This window comes from uncultured Parabacteroides sp. (assembly GCF_902493135.1).
Lineage (GTDB): Bacteria > Bacteroidota > Bacteroidia > Bacteroidales > Tannerellaceae > Parabacteroides.
Map to the genome: position 1 here is coordinate 104128 of NZ_CABUOD010000001.1, position 15429 is coordinate 119556.

General features: G+C 47.9%; 14 protein-coding genes. 7 read left to right on the forward strand and 7 right to left on the reverse strand.

The genetic code is table 11. The features are described 5' to 3' along the window. Positions 1 to 10 precede the first annotated feature (10 nt). The 7 genes from RDN79_RS00410 to RDN79_RS00440 all read right to left on the reverse strand — a co-directional run bounded on the left by RDN79_RS00410 (position 11) and on the right by RDN79_RS00440 (position 6498). Complete coding sequence (locus RDN79_RS00410) at positions 11 to 1117, reverse strand: efflux RND transporter periplasmic adaptor subunit (protein WP_298547891.1); 1107 nt, start codon at positions 1115 to 1117, stop codon at positions 11 to 13. Positions 1118 to 1390: 273 nt separating this feature from the next. After that, complete coding sequence (locus tag RDN79_RS00415) at positions 1391 to 3085, reverse strand: alkaline phosphatase (RefSeq protein ID WP_298547889.1); 1695 nt, start codon at positions 3083 to 3085, stop codon at positions 1391 to 1393. Positions 3086 to 3147: 62 nt separating this feature from the next. Then, positions 3148 to 4332, reverse strand: coding sequence for a Xaa-Pro peptidase family protein (locus RDN79_RS00420; protein WP_298554623.1), 1185 nt, complete (start codon positions 4330 to 4332; stop codon positions 3148 to 3150). An 86-nt stretch (positions 4333 to 4418) separates the two neighbouring features. Then, a complete protein-coding gene (locus RDN79_RS00425; protein WP_374044456.1) occupies positions 4419 to 5243 on the reverse strand; it encodes a M48 family metallopeptidase in 825 nt (274 codons plus the stop codon). Positions 5244 to 5389: 146 nt separating this feature from the next. Then, a complete protein-coding gene (locus tag RDN79_RS00430) occupies positions 5390 to 5947 on the reverse strand; it encodes a LemA family protein (RefSeq protein WP_298554617.1) in 558 nt (185 codons plus the stop codon). 69 nt (positions 5948 to 6016) lie between these two features. Then, positions 6017 to 6292 carry a type II toxin-antitoxin system YafQ family toxin gene (locus RDN79_RS00435; protein ID WP_298554614.1) on the reverse strand — a complete coding sequence of 92 codons (276 nt, stop codon included), beginning with the start codon at positions 6290 to 6292 and terminating at the stop codon, positions 6017 to 6019. Next, the gene (locus RDN79_RS00440; protein WP_298554611.1) at positions 6289 to 6498 is read right to left on the reverse strand and encodes a hypothetical protein; all 210 of its coding nucleotides are present in this window, start codon (positions 6496 to 6498) and stop codon (positions 6289 to 6291) included. The genes RDN79_RS00435 and RDN79_RS00440 overlap by 4 nt, the downstream gene beginning before the upstream one ends. Positions 6499 to 6662: 164 nt before the next feature. Between RDN79_RS00440 and RDN79_RS00445 the strand changes: the two genes are divergently transcribed. From RDN79_RS00445 to RDN79_RS00475, 7 genes are all read left to right on the forward strand, one after another. Next, on the forward strand, positions 6663 to 7097 hold the full coding sequence (locus tag RDN79_RS00445) for a DUF6078 family protein (RefSeq protein WP_298554608.1): 435 nt from the start codon (positions 6663 to 6665) through the stop codon (positions 7095 to 7097). A 404-nt stretch (positions 7098 to 7501) separates the two neighbouring features. Beyond that, positions 7502 to 9964, forward strand: a complete 2463-nt coding sequence (locus RDN79_RS00450) for an outer membrane beta-barrel family protein (protein ID WP_298554605.1) — start codon at positions 7502 to 7504, stop codon at positions 9962 to 9964. Positions 9965 to 10153: 189 nt separating this feature from the next. Beyond that, complete coding sequence (locus RDN79_RS00455) at positions 10154 to 11269, forward strand: acyltransferase family protein (RefSeq protein ID WP_298554602.1); 1116 nt, start codon at positions 10154 to 10156, stop codon at positions 11267 to 11269. 15 nt (positions 11270 to 11284) lie between these two features. After that, entirely contained in the window at positions 11285 to 12415 is a 1131-nt protein-coding gene (locus RDN79_RS00460; protein WP_298554599.1) for an acyltransferase family protein, read from the forward strand. A 4-nt stretch (positions 12416 to 12419) separates the two neighbouring features. Then, positions 12420 to 13625, forward strand: a complete 1206-nt coding sequence (locus tag RDN79_RS00465) for an L-serine ammonia-lyase (protein ID WP_298554596.1) — start codon at positions 12420 to 12422, stop codon at positions 13623 to 13625. Positions 13626 to 13653: 28 nt separating this feature from the next. Then, positions 13654 to 14652 carry a glycoside hydrolase family 43 protein gene (locus RDN79_RS00470; RefSeq protein ID WP_298554593.1) on the forward strand — a complete coding sequence of 333 codons (999 nt, stop codon included), beginning with the start codon at positions 13654 to 13656 and terminating at the stop codon, positions 14650 to 14652. 123 nt (positions 14653 to 14775) lie between these two features. Further along, positions 14776 to 15420: a TetR/AcrR family transcriptional regulator gene (locus tag RDN79_RS00475; RefSeq protein ID WP_298554590.1), complete on the forward strand. Its 645-nt coding sequence runs from the start codon at positions 14776 to 14778 to the stop codon at positions 15418 to 15420. Positions 15421 to 15429: the final 9 nt, after the last annotated feature.

Genomic DNA, 15429 nt, shown 5'->3' on the forward strand with positions numbered 1-15429 from the left:
CTTCGAACCTTTATTTAACTTGCGTTCCTTCACGTACTAATCCGGCTCCTTCGGATACGATTTCTTCGCCCACCTTCAATCCGTCGAGTACGATGTATTCACGGCCGTCGCTGATTTCTGCCACGGTAATCAATGTGGAAACAGCTTTGCCGTCCACTACTTTGTAGACAATCGTCTTGTCCTGCAAACGGACCGTTGCGCCTTGAGGAATAATGATACAGTCTTTATAGGCCTGTGGTATGAGCACGTTGCCGGAAGCTCCGCTATGAAGCAGGCGGGATTCGTTGGGGAATACGGCACGCACGCCGACTGTCCCGGTCTTCCGGTCGATCACTCCGCTGATCGATTCGATCTTTCCTTTCCGGTCGTAAATAGACTGGTCATTCAGTTTTAACGACACTTCCGGCATGTTTTCCAACGCTTCGTCCATGCTTTTGTACTGGCGGCTCATGGCCAATAATTGATTTTCGGTCATGGAGAAGTAAACATACATGTCCGAATTGTCGGAAACCGTTGTCAACGGTTGGGGAATACTGGCGCTGACCAATGCCCCGGCGCGGTAAGGCAACATGCCGACAACTCCGTCGGACGGACTCTTGACTTCCGTATAAGACAGGTTGTTGCGGGCGTTCAGCTCCTGGGCTTCTGCCTGTGCCAGCTGCGCTTTGGCGGTCAGATAATTATTTTCACTTGTTTTCAGGTTAAAAGCCGAGACAACCTTTTTTTCAAACAGTTCCTTCGTGCTGCTATAGTTCAGTTCGGCTGTAGCCAAAGCCGCTTTTGCCACTTCCACGTTTGCCTGGGCCGTCTTCAAAGCCGCCTTGTAAGGAACCTGGTCTATGACGAAAAGTAATTGCCCTTTCCGTACGACCTGTCCTTCTGTCACACAAAGCCGCTCGATAGTTCCTGATACTTGCGGATAAATGTCGATATCCTGGCGACCGCGGATCGTGGCCGAATAAGGTGTTGTCAGCTCTTTGTCTGCCGTAGAAACTTTCATTGTCGCGTAAGATGCTTTCATCTGCGCATCCGGTGCATGTTTGCAGGATGCCATCCACATAGTCGTACAGCCGATAACTGCCATCAGCCGTATCCATTTTGCATTTGCTCTTGTCATATTCGTTTATTATTTAAAAATGACGCAAATGTATTTCAAAAAGATCGGTCTTATTTGTCTGAAAGTCTATATAAGTCTTCCATATTGATACTGTATAGATATTTTAAGAAAAGAATGATTGAAAAAAAACAAATAACTATAACTGTTGCTGTGTGGTTTGTAAATCGGGCGTTTAGACAGAGGAAGCCGGTTCATAAAGTTTCATAGTCCTGTCTTGCGGCCCGAAACCGCAATGACAGGACTATGAAGGCTGATATACCGTCGTCTTTATTTTTATTGCAGATATTCTACCAGTTTGGCCGGCAGATAGAATGTGTCGTTTTTGTCAACATATACGATTACCGAATTCAGGCGGATTTCTTCCCGGCCTTTCTTTCCGACCGTCACGATGTTGCTGAACGGCGTGATATTGATTTGCTTCTTTTTGTTCTTTACAACCAATGAAGGAGAACCTTTTTCGTCTTTAGCCGGAACGATTTCACATTTGAAATCTTTGAATACTTCCGTGTGAGGAGCGAAGTTTTCGGCTGTCAGTTCTTCCAGCGTGTCGTGCGTCATGCCGAACAGGGCGCAAAGATAATGGTTCAGTTCGATATTCGTGTGCATACCGACAGGCAGGCTTGCACGGTCAGGATGGTAAGCAGCGAGGAACACCTCTTCGCCCGTGTGGCCGCCGGTTGTGAAACCGAAGCAAGTGTGTGAACTCAGCAATTGAGACATGAAAGAAGTCAGGGAACCGCTGTATAACGAACCTTTGCCTTTGGTCGAACGTTCGTTTTCCGGTATCGGACTGTTCTTATAGTCTTTGCAATGGTTCAAGGCATCCAGTTCTTCCGGTGTCAGTTCGAAACCGGCATATGTGCGGAATACGTTCTGTACTTCGGAGGCCGGAACGCTGTTCACCTTCTTGGCGAAACCTTCGGCAGTCAGCTTATACAGAGAGAACTGGTGGAACAGCTGTTCCTTGCTCAGTTTGTCGTAACCTTTGCAGTCGCGACGGCCGATGCTGATACCGCTGTTGCCGTGGTCGGGAACCATGATGACGGCAGTTTCGCCATTCTGGCGGGCAAATTCCAAAGCCGCACCGCAAGCACGGTCATAAGCCAGGAAGTCTGTAGCCATGCCGACCGGGTCGTTTGCATGGGCAGCCCAGTCAACCTTGCTGCCTTCCACCATCAGGAAGAAGCCGTTCGGGTTCTGGGACAATTTTTCGATCGCTTTGCGTGTCATCTCTTCTAAGGAAGGCTGTTGGGCCGGGTCGCGGTCGATGTCGTAAGCCATTTCCCTGTCGCCGAACAAAGCCCACATATTATTGCCTTTGTAATTGCGCATACCGTCGATGTCATTCTTGAAGACACCGTATCCATTCCCTTTCAGATAGGCTTCACTCTCGTCGGGAAGCAGGCTGACGCCACCGCCGATCACCACGTTCAGGTCGTTGTGGGCCATCTGCGGGGCAATCCACTCATATTTGCCACGGTTGTAGCTGTGGGCGGAGCAGTCGGCCGGTGTCGCATGTGGAAATTCGCAGGTGAAAACCAGTCCTGTTGATTTGCCTTGTTTTATTTTGGCGGCTTCCAAGACAGTTGTCAACGGTTGGAAAGCGCGTGCCGGATCGGTCGGGTAGATATCGTTGTCGCCGTCGTTCTCCGGGTAAGTGGAAACATAGCCTGTACGGCTGGGCTGTCCCGTCATGTAGCAGGAAGTAGTAGGAGCCGAGTCGCCGATCGGGGCATTCGAAGAATGTGTGCGGACCGTTCCGCAGAGATACGGGTCGAGGTTCAATTTCGGCTTGTCGGGATTGGTGTACCATTGCAGCCAACGCGCCATGGAAACTGTAGCCAGTGATGTCCCGTCCGGGATCAGGAGGATGACATTCTTCACCGGCTTTACGTTTTCTACGTCTTGAGCCTTTACCGGCACGAAGATGACTGCCAGTAACAGGAGAAGTGAGATTGTTCTTTTCATTATGATTTATGATTTATGATTTATGATTTATGATTTATGATTTATGATTTATGATTTATGATTTATGATTTTTTGTCTAATTGTATGATGTCTTCTGTGAAGTGCGTGATCTTCTCCAGTCCGGTTTCCGTAACCAGGAAGCTGTTTTCGATGCCGACGGCTCCGACACCCGGTATCACGTATTTCGGTTCGAGCGCAAATACCATATTCGGCTCCAGCAGTTCTTTCGAGCGGGGCGTAAGTACCGGAAGCTCGTTTATCTGGATGCCGATGCCGTGCCCTACGAATTTGGCTTGTTGCTTGGTCCCCATGAAATAAGTGCCGAGTCCCTGGTTTTCGGTGATCTTGGCGGCTATCTCGTACAGTTCGGCACAAGATGTTCCCGGCCGGGCGATATTCTCGATCTCGCTTTCGATAAGGAGGGCTGTCTGATGCGCCCGGTAAGCGAGTTCGGTCAGGCGGCCGACGGAGAACACACGCGTCATATCCGTCATATAAGCCGTATAGTTTCCCGCCATGTCCACCATGATGGCCGTCCCTTCTCTCAGGACCGTTCCGTTTGCACCTAACGGGCAGGACGCATCGATACCGCCGCCGCCCAGGGCAAAGTCGAAAGGCGAGGGGATTTCAGCGTTTTCTCCCGCCAGGATACTTCCCATAAAAATATCCATATTGGCACCGAAAGCACGAAACAGCCCGATGGAACCGTTCTTGCGCATCCGTTTTTCTATTTCGTACTGGAATTCGAGATCTGTCATTCCGGGACGGAAACATTCGGGAATTTCAGCGTATGTCTTGGCATGGCGTTCGGCCGAGATACGGAACATGGCGATCTCGTGCGGAGTCTTTATCCGGCGCAGGTTGCGCATCATCGCAGTTGCATTGGCCGTTTCCTTCGGATTGAAGATTGCTTGCAGGCGAATGTAGTCGTTGTAGGTCAGTTCGTCTGCTTCGAGCAACAGTTTTTCGGGCATTTTCAAGCCGTGGGACGCAAAGAACTCAGCCATTTGTTCCGGTTTGCGGATGTATTCCACATGATCGCCGGCCAGCCCGTTCGGCCGTTTCACGAAGAACCAGGGAGCACCTTCCGCCGGAAGATAGAAATAGCCGCTATAGATACGTCCGGTTGTATAATACAGATTCACGTCCACGGTGAGCAGGCATCCGTCGGCATTAATCTTCTGCATCGCCTGCTGCATGCGATCCCATTTCAGCTTGAGATCGCCAATCAATTCTTTTTGTATCATTTCCAACACTTATTTTTATCCGGCACCAAAGATATTAAATTAATGCCGTGGTTGGAATGATTTTGGAGATTAATTCTTGATTAAATTTAGAATTGTTCGAGCACTTGTATCCGCTTTTCGATGGGCGGATGGGTGGCGAAAAGCCCGCTTAAACCGCTCAGTGCGCTTTTGGCTTGTTTGCCCGGATGCTGGATGAAAAGCTGGGCTACGTCTTCGCGCTTGACGGCTTCGATGTCGGGATCGGCCGATATTTTCCGCAGTGCGCTGGCGAGGGCGAGCGGATTCTTGGTCATCTCGGCGGCCCCGGCGTCGGCCAGGTATTCCCGTTTGCGCGAGATGGCGAAACGCATCAGCATGGAAAAGAAATAACCGATGGCTGCAACGATCATGACTAAGACGATGATGATTGCTGTGTTGTTTTTCTCGTCTCTCCTGCGGCTCATCGACGAGTAGTAGACGGAGCGCATGGCCATCTGTGCGAGCATGGCGAAGATGCCGACAAAGACAATCGATACGATCATCAGGCGCACGTCCTTGTTGCGGATATGCGACAGTTCGTGTGCAATGACCGCTTCGAGTTCTTGGTCATCCAACTTGTCGATGATCCCCCGCGAGAGGCTGACGGTGTAGGTCCTTTCGTTGATGCCGCTTGCAAAAGCGTTCAGCGAATCGTCGTTGATGATATTGATCTTGGGCATTTTCATTCCCTGGCTCATGCACAGGTTTTCCACCAAGTTATATACCCTTTTGTTTTCCATTCTCGACAAAGGTTCGGAGCCGGTTGCCGCGTTGATGATGCTCGTATTGGCAAAGTAGGCGATGATGAACCAGATGAGTACGCCGCCCAACACGTATGGCGCCAGATGGATGAACATCCCGGTGGAATATCTTAATATCTCGGCCCCCGTCATGCCGTCGTCGTTCATCGCCAACAGGTGGAACAGGTAGCAAAATGCGAAAAGCAGTCCCATTACCAGGCAGGGAAACAAGCAAAGCAGGAGCAGGGATCGGAAATTATTCCTGCTCTGTTGGGTCTGTATACCGACGTATTGCATCCTTAGAACTTGATTTTAGGTGCTTCTTCGAGGGTGGCGCGTTGTTCGCCCAGGTCGAACATCACTTCCTTCTTGAAACCGAACATGCCGGCGATCAGGTTGGACGGGAATGTCTCGACCGCGTTGTTCAACTCTTTCGTAGCCGAATTGAAATAGCGGCGTACGGCAGCCAGTTTGTTTTCCAGGTCGGAGATTTCTTCCTGCAACTGCAAGAAGTTCCGGTTGGCTTTCAGATCGGGATAGGCTTCGAGCGTGATCTTCAATCCGGCCAGTGCGGAAGTCAGTGCATTTTCAGCCACGATCTTGTCGTCGATCGTCTTGGCGCTGATCGCCCCGTTGCGGGCGTTGATGACGCGTTCCAGTGTCTCTTTTTCGTGCGAGGCATAACCTTTGACCGTTTCGACCAACTGCGGGATAAGGTCATGGCGTTGCTTGAGCTGTACGTCGATGTCGGCAAATGCGTTCTCGCGGTTGTTACGTAATTTCACTAACGAATTATACAAGGAAGCGATCCAGATGGCCAGGATCACGATCACTGCTATTAAAATGATTGCTGTCATTGTCTATATTATTTTTAGGTTATGCCTGCAAACATACGAATAAATTTACAATATTGTTTCTCCTGAATCCTAAAACAGGTCACTATGTGATCCATTCCGAACCAAAGCTAATATGAGTCGTCCTTCATCTCGTTTGTAAATCAATAGCCAATCCGGGGTTATATGGCATTCACGGCATCCTTTGTAGTTTCCTTTTAATGCATGATCTTTATTTTTCGCCGGTAGTTCTTTATCATTCATCAATAAGAGAATGATATCATTAAGTTTTGATTCATCTAACTGTCGCCGACGGGCCTGTTTAAGATCTTTTAAATATTGATGGGTAAATTCGAGTGTGTATTTCATTCTTTTACTTTATCAAGATAATCTTCAAATGAACTACATTTTATCGTGTCTCCACTTTCAATTTCATGAATGGCTTGGCGCGTTTGAACATTAGGAATTGTATTTTTTTTTACATGTACTTTTGAAACTCCGCGTAACATACTGATGGCTTTCTTTATATTGGCCACTACAGATGGGTCTTCTATTTCAACAATCAGTTGTGTCATAATTTTGATCTGTTCTTGTTTATATCCATGACAAAGATAACTTATTCCTTTTTGTTTTCCAAAAAAGGAACTTATTTGTTGCGAAAAGGTCTCTTTTGGGCATAAATGTTTGCTTTCCGCCGGATCTGTGTGTACTTTTGTATAATATCAAATAAAACAATACCATGTTAAAAAAATTAGATTATTCTTTAGTTCCGGACGATTTTGCTCTCTGCCTTGAAAAGAACTGCCTGCATGCTTCCACCTGCCTGCGTTTCCAGGCGTCGCTGTATATCCCGAAAGAACGCTGGGTGGTGAAGGTGGTCAACCCTGAGCGCGTTGTTCCCGATGGCGATTGTCCCGGATTCATGGACGACAGCCCGTTGAAAAACGCCTATGGGATGGAACATTTGCTGGATAATATCCCTTATCGCCAGGCAAAAGAGATACGGCGGGAGATGAGGGAATATTTCGGGACCACTCATTTTTACCGCTTGAAACGCAAAGAGCGTTGTTTTACTCCCGAAGACCTGCAATACGTACGCGACCTGCTCCGTAGGTACGGCATCGAAGAGGAACCTGTCTTCGACCGGTATGAAGAGAATTTCGGTTGGGAATAATATCCTGATACCCTTGCATGAAAAATAAGTTTCCATCGCACGAAAATAAATTTTCCATAGCGGGAAAATAAATTTTCATGCGGTGGAAAATTTATTTTCACTGTTTGGGGAAAGGTGAAACATTTTCACATATCCGGAAAGATCCGGTCTTTCTTCTAAGTTGCTGATGCGGAAAAAGGATCTATATTTATAAATTTAATCGATAAGGTTCATTCGATTTTGTCCTTTCGTTTACAATAGTTCTAATCGTTGAATAGTTGCAATATTTGTTTTTTGTTAAATATTATTATTGGAATAATATTGGGGGATTTTCTTTTGAGTGTATGGTTATTTTGCATACCTTGCTGGCATTAGTCCGTAAGCATCGATGATGCTTTTGTATTAATGATATAAAATACTGTTACATGAAAAAGCATATATTGACATTCTGTCTATTGGTTTATTCAGTCACTATGGCAATAGCGAATGTTATTCCCATGCATTCATCCCTCTTCAGTTTGGAATGGAAAGAGACAAAGACTTCGGAAATATCCGTCCCGGAAAAGCTCAAAGGCAGAATTATGACCAAAGAGGGTTCTCCGATTCCATATGCCATTATTGCTGAATTAATAGACATACATTGCGACAATATGATCCAATGTGACAGCATGGGTTGTTTTGAAATAACCGTGAGCAATCATTCAACTGCCTTAGTCGCGTCAGCTATTGGCTATCTTCCCCGCGAATTGCAATCCTCTGAATTTATGGGCAAAGCAAATGTGGACATTCAATTGGAGGAGAACCCGGATTACACCCTGAAAGAAGTGGAAATTTCAGCCAAAAGACGAACTATCGTTACAACTCCTACCGGACTTGTCTACAACATGAACGACAATCCCTTAAAGAATAATGATGCCTTCGAAGCCTTGAAAATGGTCCCGATGTTAACTGTGCAAAATGAGATGATCACGGTTGTGGGGCGTAGTTCTCCTGTCGTTTATGTAAATGACAGGAAGCTGAATCTTTCAGGAGAAGCATTAGCTGTCTATTTAAAGGCTTTGCCTGCCGATAATATAGAAACGATAAATGTCATCCGTACTCCTGACGCCAAGTATAAAGGAGCAAATAGCGTTCTGTCTATTAAATTGAAGCAAAGAGAAGATGAAGGTCTGAAAGGATTCCTCAATGGACAAGTATGGAAGACCCATGACTTCAAGGAAACGGGAAGTCTTACATTGGATTATGCGAAAAGCAAATGGAGCAATGTGTTCAGTGTTTCCGCAGGAAATTACAGGAATTACAAAGAAGTGGAAGACGAAACTTACTACTTGAAAGAAGGGTATGCCATCAACCGTGCAGGATTGGAAAAATCGAAAGCGCATACTTATCAGATGAACTTCATGGGAGTTTACCAATTCTCAGAGACAAAGAGTTTAGGTGTCAATATTTTCGGATCCCTGAAAGACGATGATGGCGGAATGAACGACTTGACGCACTATCGGCATACAGACCAATTCATTACCACCCTTTCTGATCATATCCGGAAAGGGAAGAATATCACAGCTAACATTAATTACCAATACCGTCCGAAAGATCGGGATAATTATCTGACGGCTGATGTGGATTATTTGTATGACGCGAACAAACAAAACGTGATCAATGAAATGAATCATGTAGACCAACAAAGGAATATCCTCTCGCTCTATTTGAAAGAATGGCAAATCGTACCTCAAAACTCTACTATTTATTCGGCAAGAATTGAATATGGAGGAAAATTCGGGAAAGACTTTGCCTACGATTTCGGAGCAGATGCTTATTATTCGGCCATTCGGACCAGTAATGAGTATTTGGGATGGGATAATGACCGCTTTACGTTAGACCCCGAACAAAGCTGCGATTTTGATGTCGACGAGTTTACTCCGACTCTCTTCTTCGACTTATCGAAAAACTGGGGCAAACTTTACACCTCTTTTGGTACACGTTTTGAGTACACAAGATATGAGGGGAAAGAACATCGGCAAAACTTCTCTTTCAAAACGAACTTTTTCAGAGTGTTGCCACAGATGAACCTGAATTATCAGATCGCACGAAAACATTCCATCGGATATTCGGCATCCTATTCATTGGATCGCCCTTCTTTCGATCTTCTAAACCCATTCATCGTACGCATCTCTCCGACGGAATATTCCAAAGGAAATCCCTATTTGCAACCGACGAAGTTTTTTTACGAAAACATCAATTATAGTTTCAACAACCGACACTTTTTCAGTCTGCAACACGAATTTACAAACGATATGCAAAATGTGATTCAGCATTCTGTCGATGGAGGAGTTATAGAAAACAAACCTGAAAATGTAGGCAAATTCCATTACATAGGAGTCGGATATAACACCAACCTCAATTACTTAAACGGAAGAGGATCAGCCAATATTTCAGCCAATTATGCTTGGAACTCCATGAAGGGGAAATCGGAGGTGGGGTTATTGAGCTATCACTATCATTCGGCAAATGTAAATCTTTATAACAGCTTTCTGCTATTTCCAAAGCAAAACATCCGTTTTAATTTAATGGGAAGCTATTACTCCAAGCAGCGTACAGCCTATGCAACCTATCCGCACAATTTATCATTCAGAACAGAATTGAGTGTCAATATAAATGATTTTTCTGTTGCGCTTTATTATGGAGGAATGGCTTTTCTGAATGATGGAAAAATTGAAACTTCAAGAAAGATAGTTATCACCAATGACTATTTGTCAACCAGTAAATACACGGGTGGAGAAGCCTTTCAAGTCGGCCTGCGCTGTTCCTATAACTTCGGCAATAGCAAGGTGAAACACTTGCAGGAAAGGAGTACTTCCAATTCTGAGGTGAAGAGAAGGGTTAAGTGAAATTTGCCTATCTTGCCACGTCCCGTTCGGACATTTTTTGAGTTAAGTCATTGTAACCATTGTTCCGGAAAAAATAGAACAGCCAGACTCTTTTATTCCCGAATATTTGTTTTCGGTTAATTCTGTATGTACTTTTGTGGAAGTGTAATAAAAACAATACCATGTTGAACAATTGAAAGCATTAGTCTGATGGAAAAACAAAAACAGTCCCGGCGGCTGCTATCGCTGGATGCCCTGAGGGGTTTTGATATGTTCTTTATTATGGGAGGAGCTTCTCTTTTCGTTGCGCTGGCGACGTTGTTCCCGAATCCTTTTTTTCAGGCGATAGGCGACCAGATGCACCATGTGAAGTGGGACGGGCTGACGCATCACGACACGATCTTCCCGTTGTTTCTGTTTATTGCCGGTATCTCGTTTCCGTTCTCATTGGAGAAGCAGCGGGAGCAGGGAAAGACGGATGCCGATATCTATAAGAAGATTATCCGCCGCGGGCTGACGTTGGTGGTTCTGGGCTTTGTCTACAATGGATTGCTGAATTTCGATTTTGAACATCAGCGCTATGCCAGCGTGCTGGGGCGCATCGGTCTGGCATGGATGTTCGGGGCGTTGATCTTTGTCAATACGCGGACGATCACGCGCGTTTGGATCACGGCGGCTATCCTGGTCGGATACTGGTTGTTGTTGGCTTTTGTCCCGGCGCCGGACGGCAACGGGATGGGGGTGTTTACGATGGAAGGCTCGCTGGTCGGCTATGTGGACCGTTTGCTGTTGCCCGGACGCCTGCACTTGACGGTACATGATCCCGAAGGGATTCTGTCGACTGTGCCTGCGATTGCGACTGCACTGTTAGGTATGTTTACGGGTGAGTTCATCAAGATGAGGCGGGAAGGGCTGACGGATAAGAAGAAAGTGGGCGGACTGGTTGTTGCCGGGGCTGTCCTGTTGGTTGTCGGTTTGCTTTGGAACCTTTTATTTCCGATCAATAAGAACCTGTGGACGAGTTCGTTTGTCTGTGTTGTCGGGGCTTACTCCGTGTGGATGTTTGCTCTGTTCTTTTATGTTGTCGACGTGTTGGAGTTTCGTAAATGGACGCTGTTCTTTAAGGTGATCGGCGTGAACTCTATCACGATCTATCTGGCCCAGGAGTTCGTCAATTTCTCTTTCACTTCCGACGCTTTGTTCGGTGGGCTTGCCGGGCTGATGCCGGAGACCGTTCAACCGTTGGTCGTATCGATCGGTTACATTGCCGTTTGTTGGGGATTCCTGTACTTCCTGTATCGTCAACGGATTTTCTTAAAAGTTTAACAAATCATACATTTCATGAACTCAGCTTATAAACGCCTGGAGTCGCTCGACGTGTTGCGTGGCTTCGATTTGTTTTGCCTGGTGGCGCTGGAAGGGATTCTGCATCCTCTCGGACGTGCGATAGACGCGTCGTGGTATAATGACTTTCTGTGGGGCTTCTCGCATGTGCAGTGGGAAGGTTTCTCTTCGTGGGACCTGGTGATGCCGCTCTTCATGTTCATGGCGGGCGTGTCGATGCCGTTCGCCCTTTCCCGCTATAAGGCGATGCCGGATAAATGGGCGGTGTACCGCCGTATCATCAAACGCGTCATATTGCTCTGGATTTTCGGGATGATGTGCCAGGGAAATCTGTTAGGATTGGATCCGGACCGGATTTATCTTTATTCGAACACGTTGCAGGCGATTGCGATGGGCTACCTGATCGCGGCCATGCTGTTCCTGCATGTGCGGCTCTCCGTTCAGATCGGGACGGCAGTCGCTCTCTTGCTGGCCTATTGGGGCGCGATGCAGTTCATTACGGTCGACGGTTATGGAGGTGGCAACTACACGCCCGACGGAAACCTGGCCGAATGGGTGGACCGTACCGTGTTGGGACGGTTCCGGGATGCTGCCGTGGTCGAGAACGGGCAGGTCGTGTTTGCCAAATCATACCGTTATACCTGGATATTAAGCAGCCTGAACTTCGGGGTGACGGTGCTGACCGGACTCTTTGCCGGACAGATCCTGAAAAGTGCGATGGACCGGAAGCGCAAATGGCAATGGCTGCTGGGGATCGGCGTGGCAATGGTTGCCCTGGGCTGGCTGTGGGGATTGCAGCTTCCGGTGATCAAGAAGATATGGACGAGTTCGATGGTGCTGGTCAGCAGCGGTTACTGTTTTCTGCTGATGGGCGTGTTCTATTATTGGATCGATTATAAGGGACATCGGAAGAACCTGACTTGGCTGAAAGTCTACGGCATGAATTCGATAGTGGCTTACATGTTGGCTAACGTGATTAGTTTCAGATGTATAGGGATATCTCTTTTTCATGGTCTCGAACAATATACGGGAAATTATTATCCGGTCTTGATTGCAGCGTCGAATGCATTGATAATTTATGTAATTTTGTGGCTGCTTTATAAGCGGAATATATTTTTAAAAGTATAAGTAAATGGAATCAATCAAGCAAATATACCGGATCGGTCACGGGCCGTCCAGTAGCCACACGATGGGGCCGATGCGTGCCGCCCGGATGTTTCTGGAACGCAATCAGGGGGCTGTGCGGTTTAATGTAACCCTCTATGGTAGCCTGGCGGCTACAGGCAAAGGCCACATGACGGATGCGGCAATTCTCGAAGTGTTGAACCCGGTGGCCAAGACCAACATCATCTGGGAACCGAAAGTGTTCCTGCCTTTCCACCCGAACGGCATCCTGTTCCAGTCGTTTGACGAAAGCGGAGAGGAACTGGATAACTGGACGATTTACAGTATTGGGGGCGGAACGCTGGCAAACGAATCTTACAACGAGCTGACGCAGGGCCAGGTCTACGAAATGAATACCATCAAGGGCATACAGGCCTGGTGCGAAAAGACCGGCCATTCCTATTGGGAATATGTCGAACAGTGTGAAGGCCCGCAGATATGGGACTATCTGGCCGAAGTATGGGAAGTGATGCAACAGGCGGTCCGCAACGGGCTCGAAGCCGAAGGCATTCTGCCCGGAGGCCTAGGGATCCGGCGTAAGGCATCCGACTATATGATCCGTGCCAAAGGCTACGGCAGCAGCATCAAAAGCCGCGGGATGGTCTATGCGTATGCTTTGGCCGTTTCCGAGGAGAACGCCTGCGGAGGCAAGATCGTGACGGCCCCGACCTGCGGTTCGTGCGGTGTCATGCCGGCTGTGCTCTATCACCTGAAAGAATCCCGCGATTTCCGTGACTCCCGCATCTTGCGTGCGTTGGCGACTGCCGGGTTGTTCGGCAATGTGGTGCGTACGAATGCTTCCGTTTCCGGAGCCGAGGTTGGATGTCAGGGAGAGGTCGGCGTGGCTTGTGCGATGGCGGCAGCGGCGGCCAGCCAGTTGTTCGGGGGGACGCCCGCCCAGATCGAGTATGCGGCCGAGATGGGGCTGGAACATCACCTGGGACTGACTTGCGACCCGGTTTGCGGTCTGGTCCAGATTCCCTGTATCGAACGTAATGCCTTTGCGGCAGCCCGTGCGCTGGATGCGAACACCTTCTCCAATTTCTCCGATGGCAAGCACCGGGTAAGTTTCGACCAGGTAGTCGAAGTGATGCGCCAGACCGGAAACGACCTGCCGAGCCTCTATAAGGAAACATCCGAAGGGGGGTTGGCTAAGAATATGGAACAAAAGTAAAAAGATCATAAAGGTAAAAAATCGTACAATGAAAAAATGTTTATACATGCTGTTATGTGCCGCTGCTTTAGCGGCTTGCGGACAGCCGAAGCAACAAAAGGCGGCTACTGATGAAGTGGCGGCCGGCGGCAACCCCGTGCTCGAAGGATGGTACGCCGATCCGGAAGGGATCATTTACGGCGATACTTATTGGATATTCCCGACTTGGAGCGACGCGTATGAGAGGCAGACCTATTTCGATTGTTTTTCGTCCAAGGACCTGGTGAACTGGACGAAGCATTCGTCCGTCCTCGATACCTCCGCCGTGAAATGGGCGAAGAAAGCCATGTGGGCGCCGTCTATCATCCATAAGGACGGCAAATATTATTTCTTTTTCGGAGCCAACGATGTGCATGAAGGTGAAGTAGGAGGCATCGGGGTTGCCGTCAGCGACCGTCCGCAAGGTCCTTATAAGGATCTGTTAGGCAAACCGCTTATCAACGAGATCGTGAACGGGGCGCAGCCGATCGACCAGTTCGTATTCCGTGACGACGACGGCCGCTACTATATGTATTACGGAGGATGGGGACATTGCAATGTCGTTCGCCTGAACGACGACTTTACCGGGTTGGTTCCCTTTGAAGACGGGACGGTCTACAAGGAGGTGACACCGGATAAATATGTGGAAGGCCCGTTCATGTTCAAGAAGAACGGAAAGTACTATTTCATGTGGAGTGAAGGAGGTTGGACCGGTCCCGATTATTGCGTTGCCTACGCGATTGCCGATTCGCCCTTCGGACCGTTTGACCGTGTCGCCACCATTCTCCAGCAGGATTCGACGATAGCGCGGGGAGCCGGACATCATTCCGTATTGCACGTGCCGAACTCGGAAGACTACTACATCGTCTACCATCGACGTCCGCTGAACGACAATACCCGCGACCACCGGGTGACTTGTATCGACCGGATGACTTTCGATGAGAACGGATTCATAAATCCTGTTAAAATGACTTTCGAGGGGGTTCCGGCCCGTACAATAGATAAGTAAGAAGCGATTAATCGCTAAAAGATATTAAAAACAGGAGTGTAGCTATTGCGCTCCTGTTTTTTTATACTACTTTTGACATGTGTGTCAGACATGTAAGATGAAATATTTAATAACATTACAACGATGAATACAGAAGAACTTCAAGACATGGAAAGCCGGATTATCGAAGCGGCTAAACGGGTGTTTGTCAGGAAAGGGTATGAGGCGACCAAGATGGGCGATATCGCTACCGAGGTCGGGATCAGCCGTACGGCCATGCACTATTATTTCCGTACGAAGGAGATGCTTTTCGATGCTATCTTCGGACAGTTGATAGGGGCATTGCTGCCCAATATCGAAATGATCGTGAATGAGCCGGCTGCTTGTTTGGATAAGATTCCGAGGATTGTGGACCAGTATATGGCCATGATCCGGGCGAATCCTTTGTTCCCGATATTTGTGGTGAATGAATTCAATCGGGACCCGGAACATCTCTATCGTGCGATTCTGCGTGATCCCATACGCCTCGAACCGCTTTTGCGTTTGCAGAAACAGATGCAGGAAGAAATGGACAAAGGGTTGCTAAAGAAACTCCCCTTTGTCTATGTGGCTTCCACGTTGTTGAGCTTGGTCGTTTTCCCGGTATTGGTGAGGAATCCGCTCACGAGTGTCTTCTTCGAAGGCGATCCCCGGAAGTTCGAGGACTTTCTATTGGAGCGAAAGGCCTTTATCACGGATGTCATGCTCCGGTTGCTGACGCCGGACGAGCTGCAAACTGTAAAAGAATGAAAGGAGGGT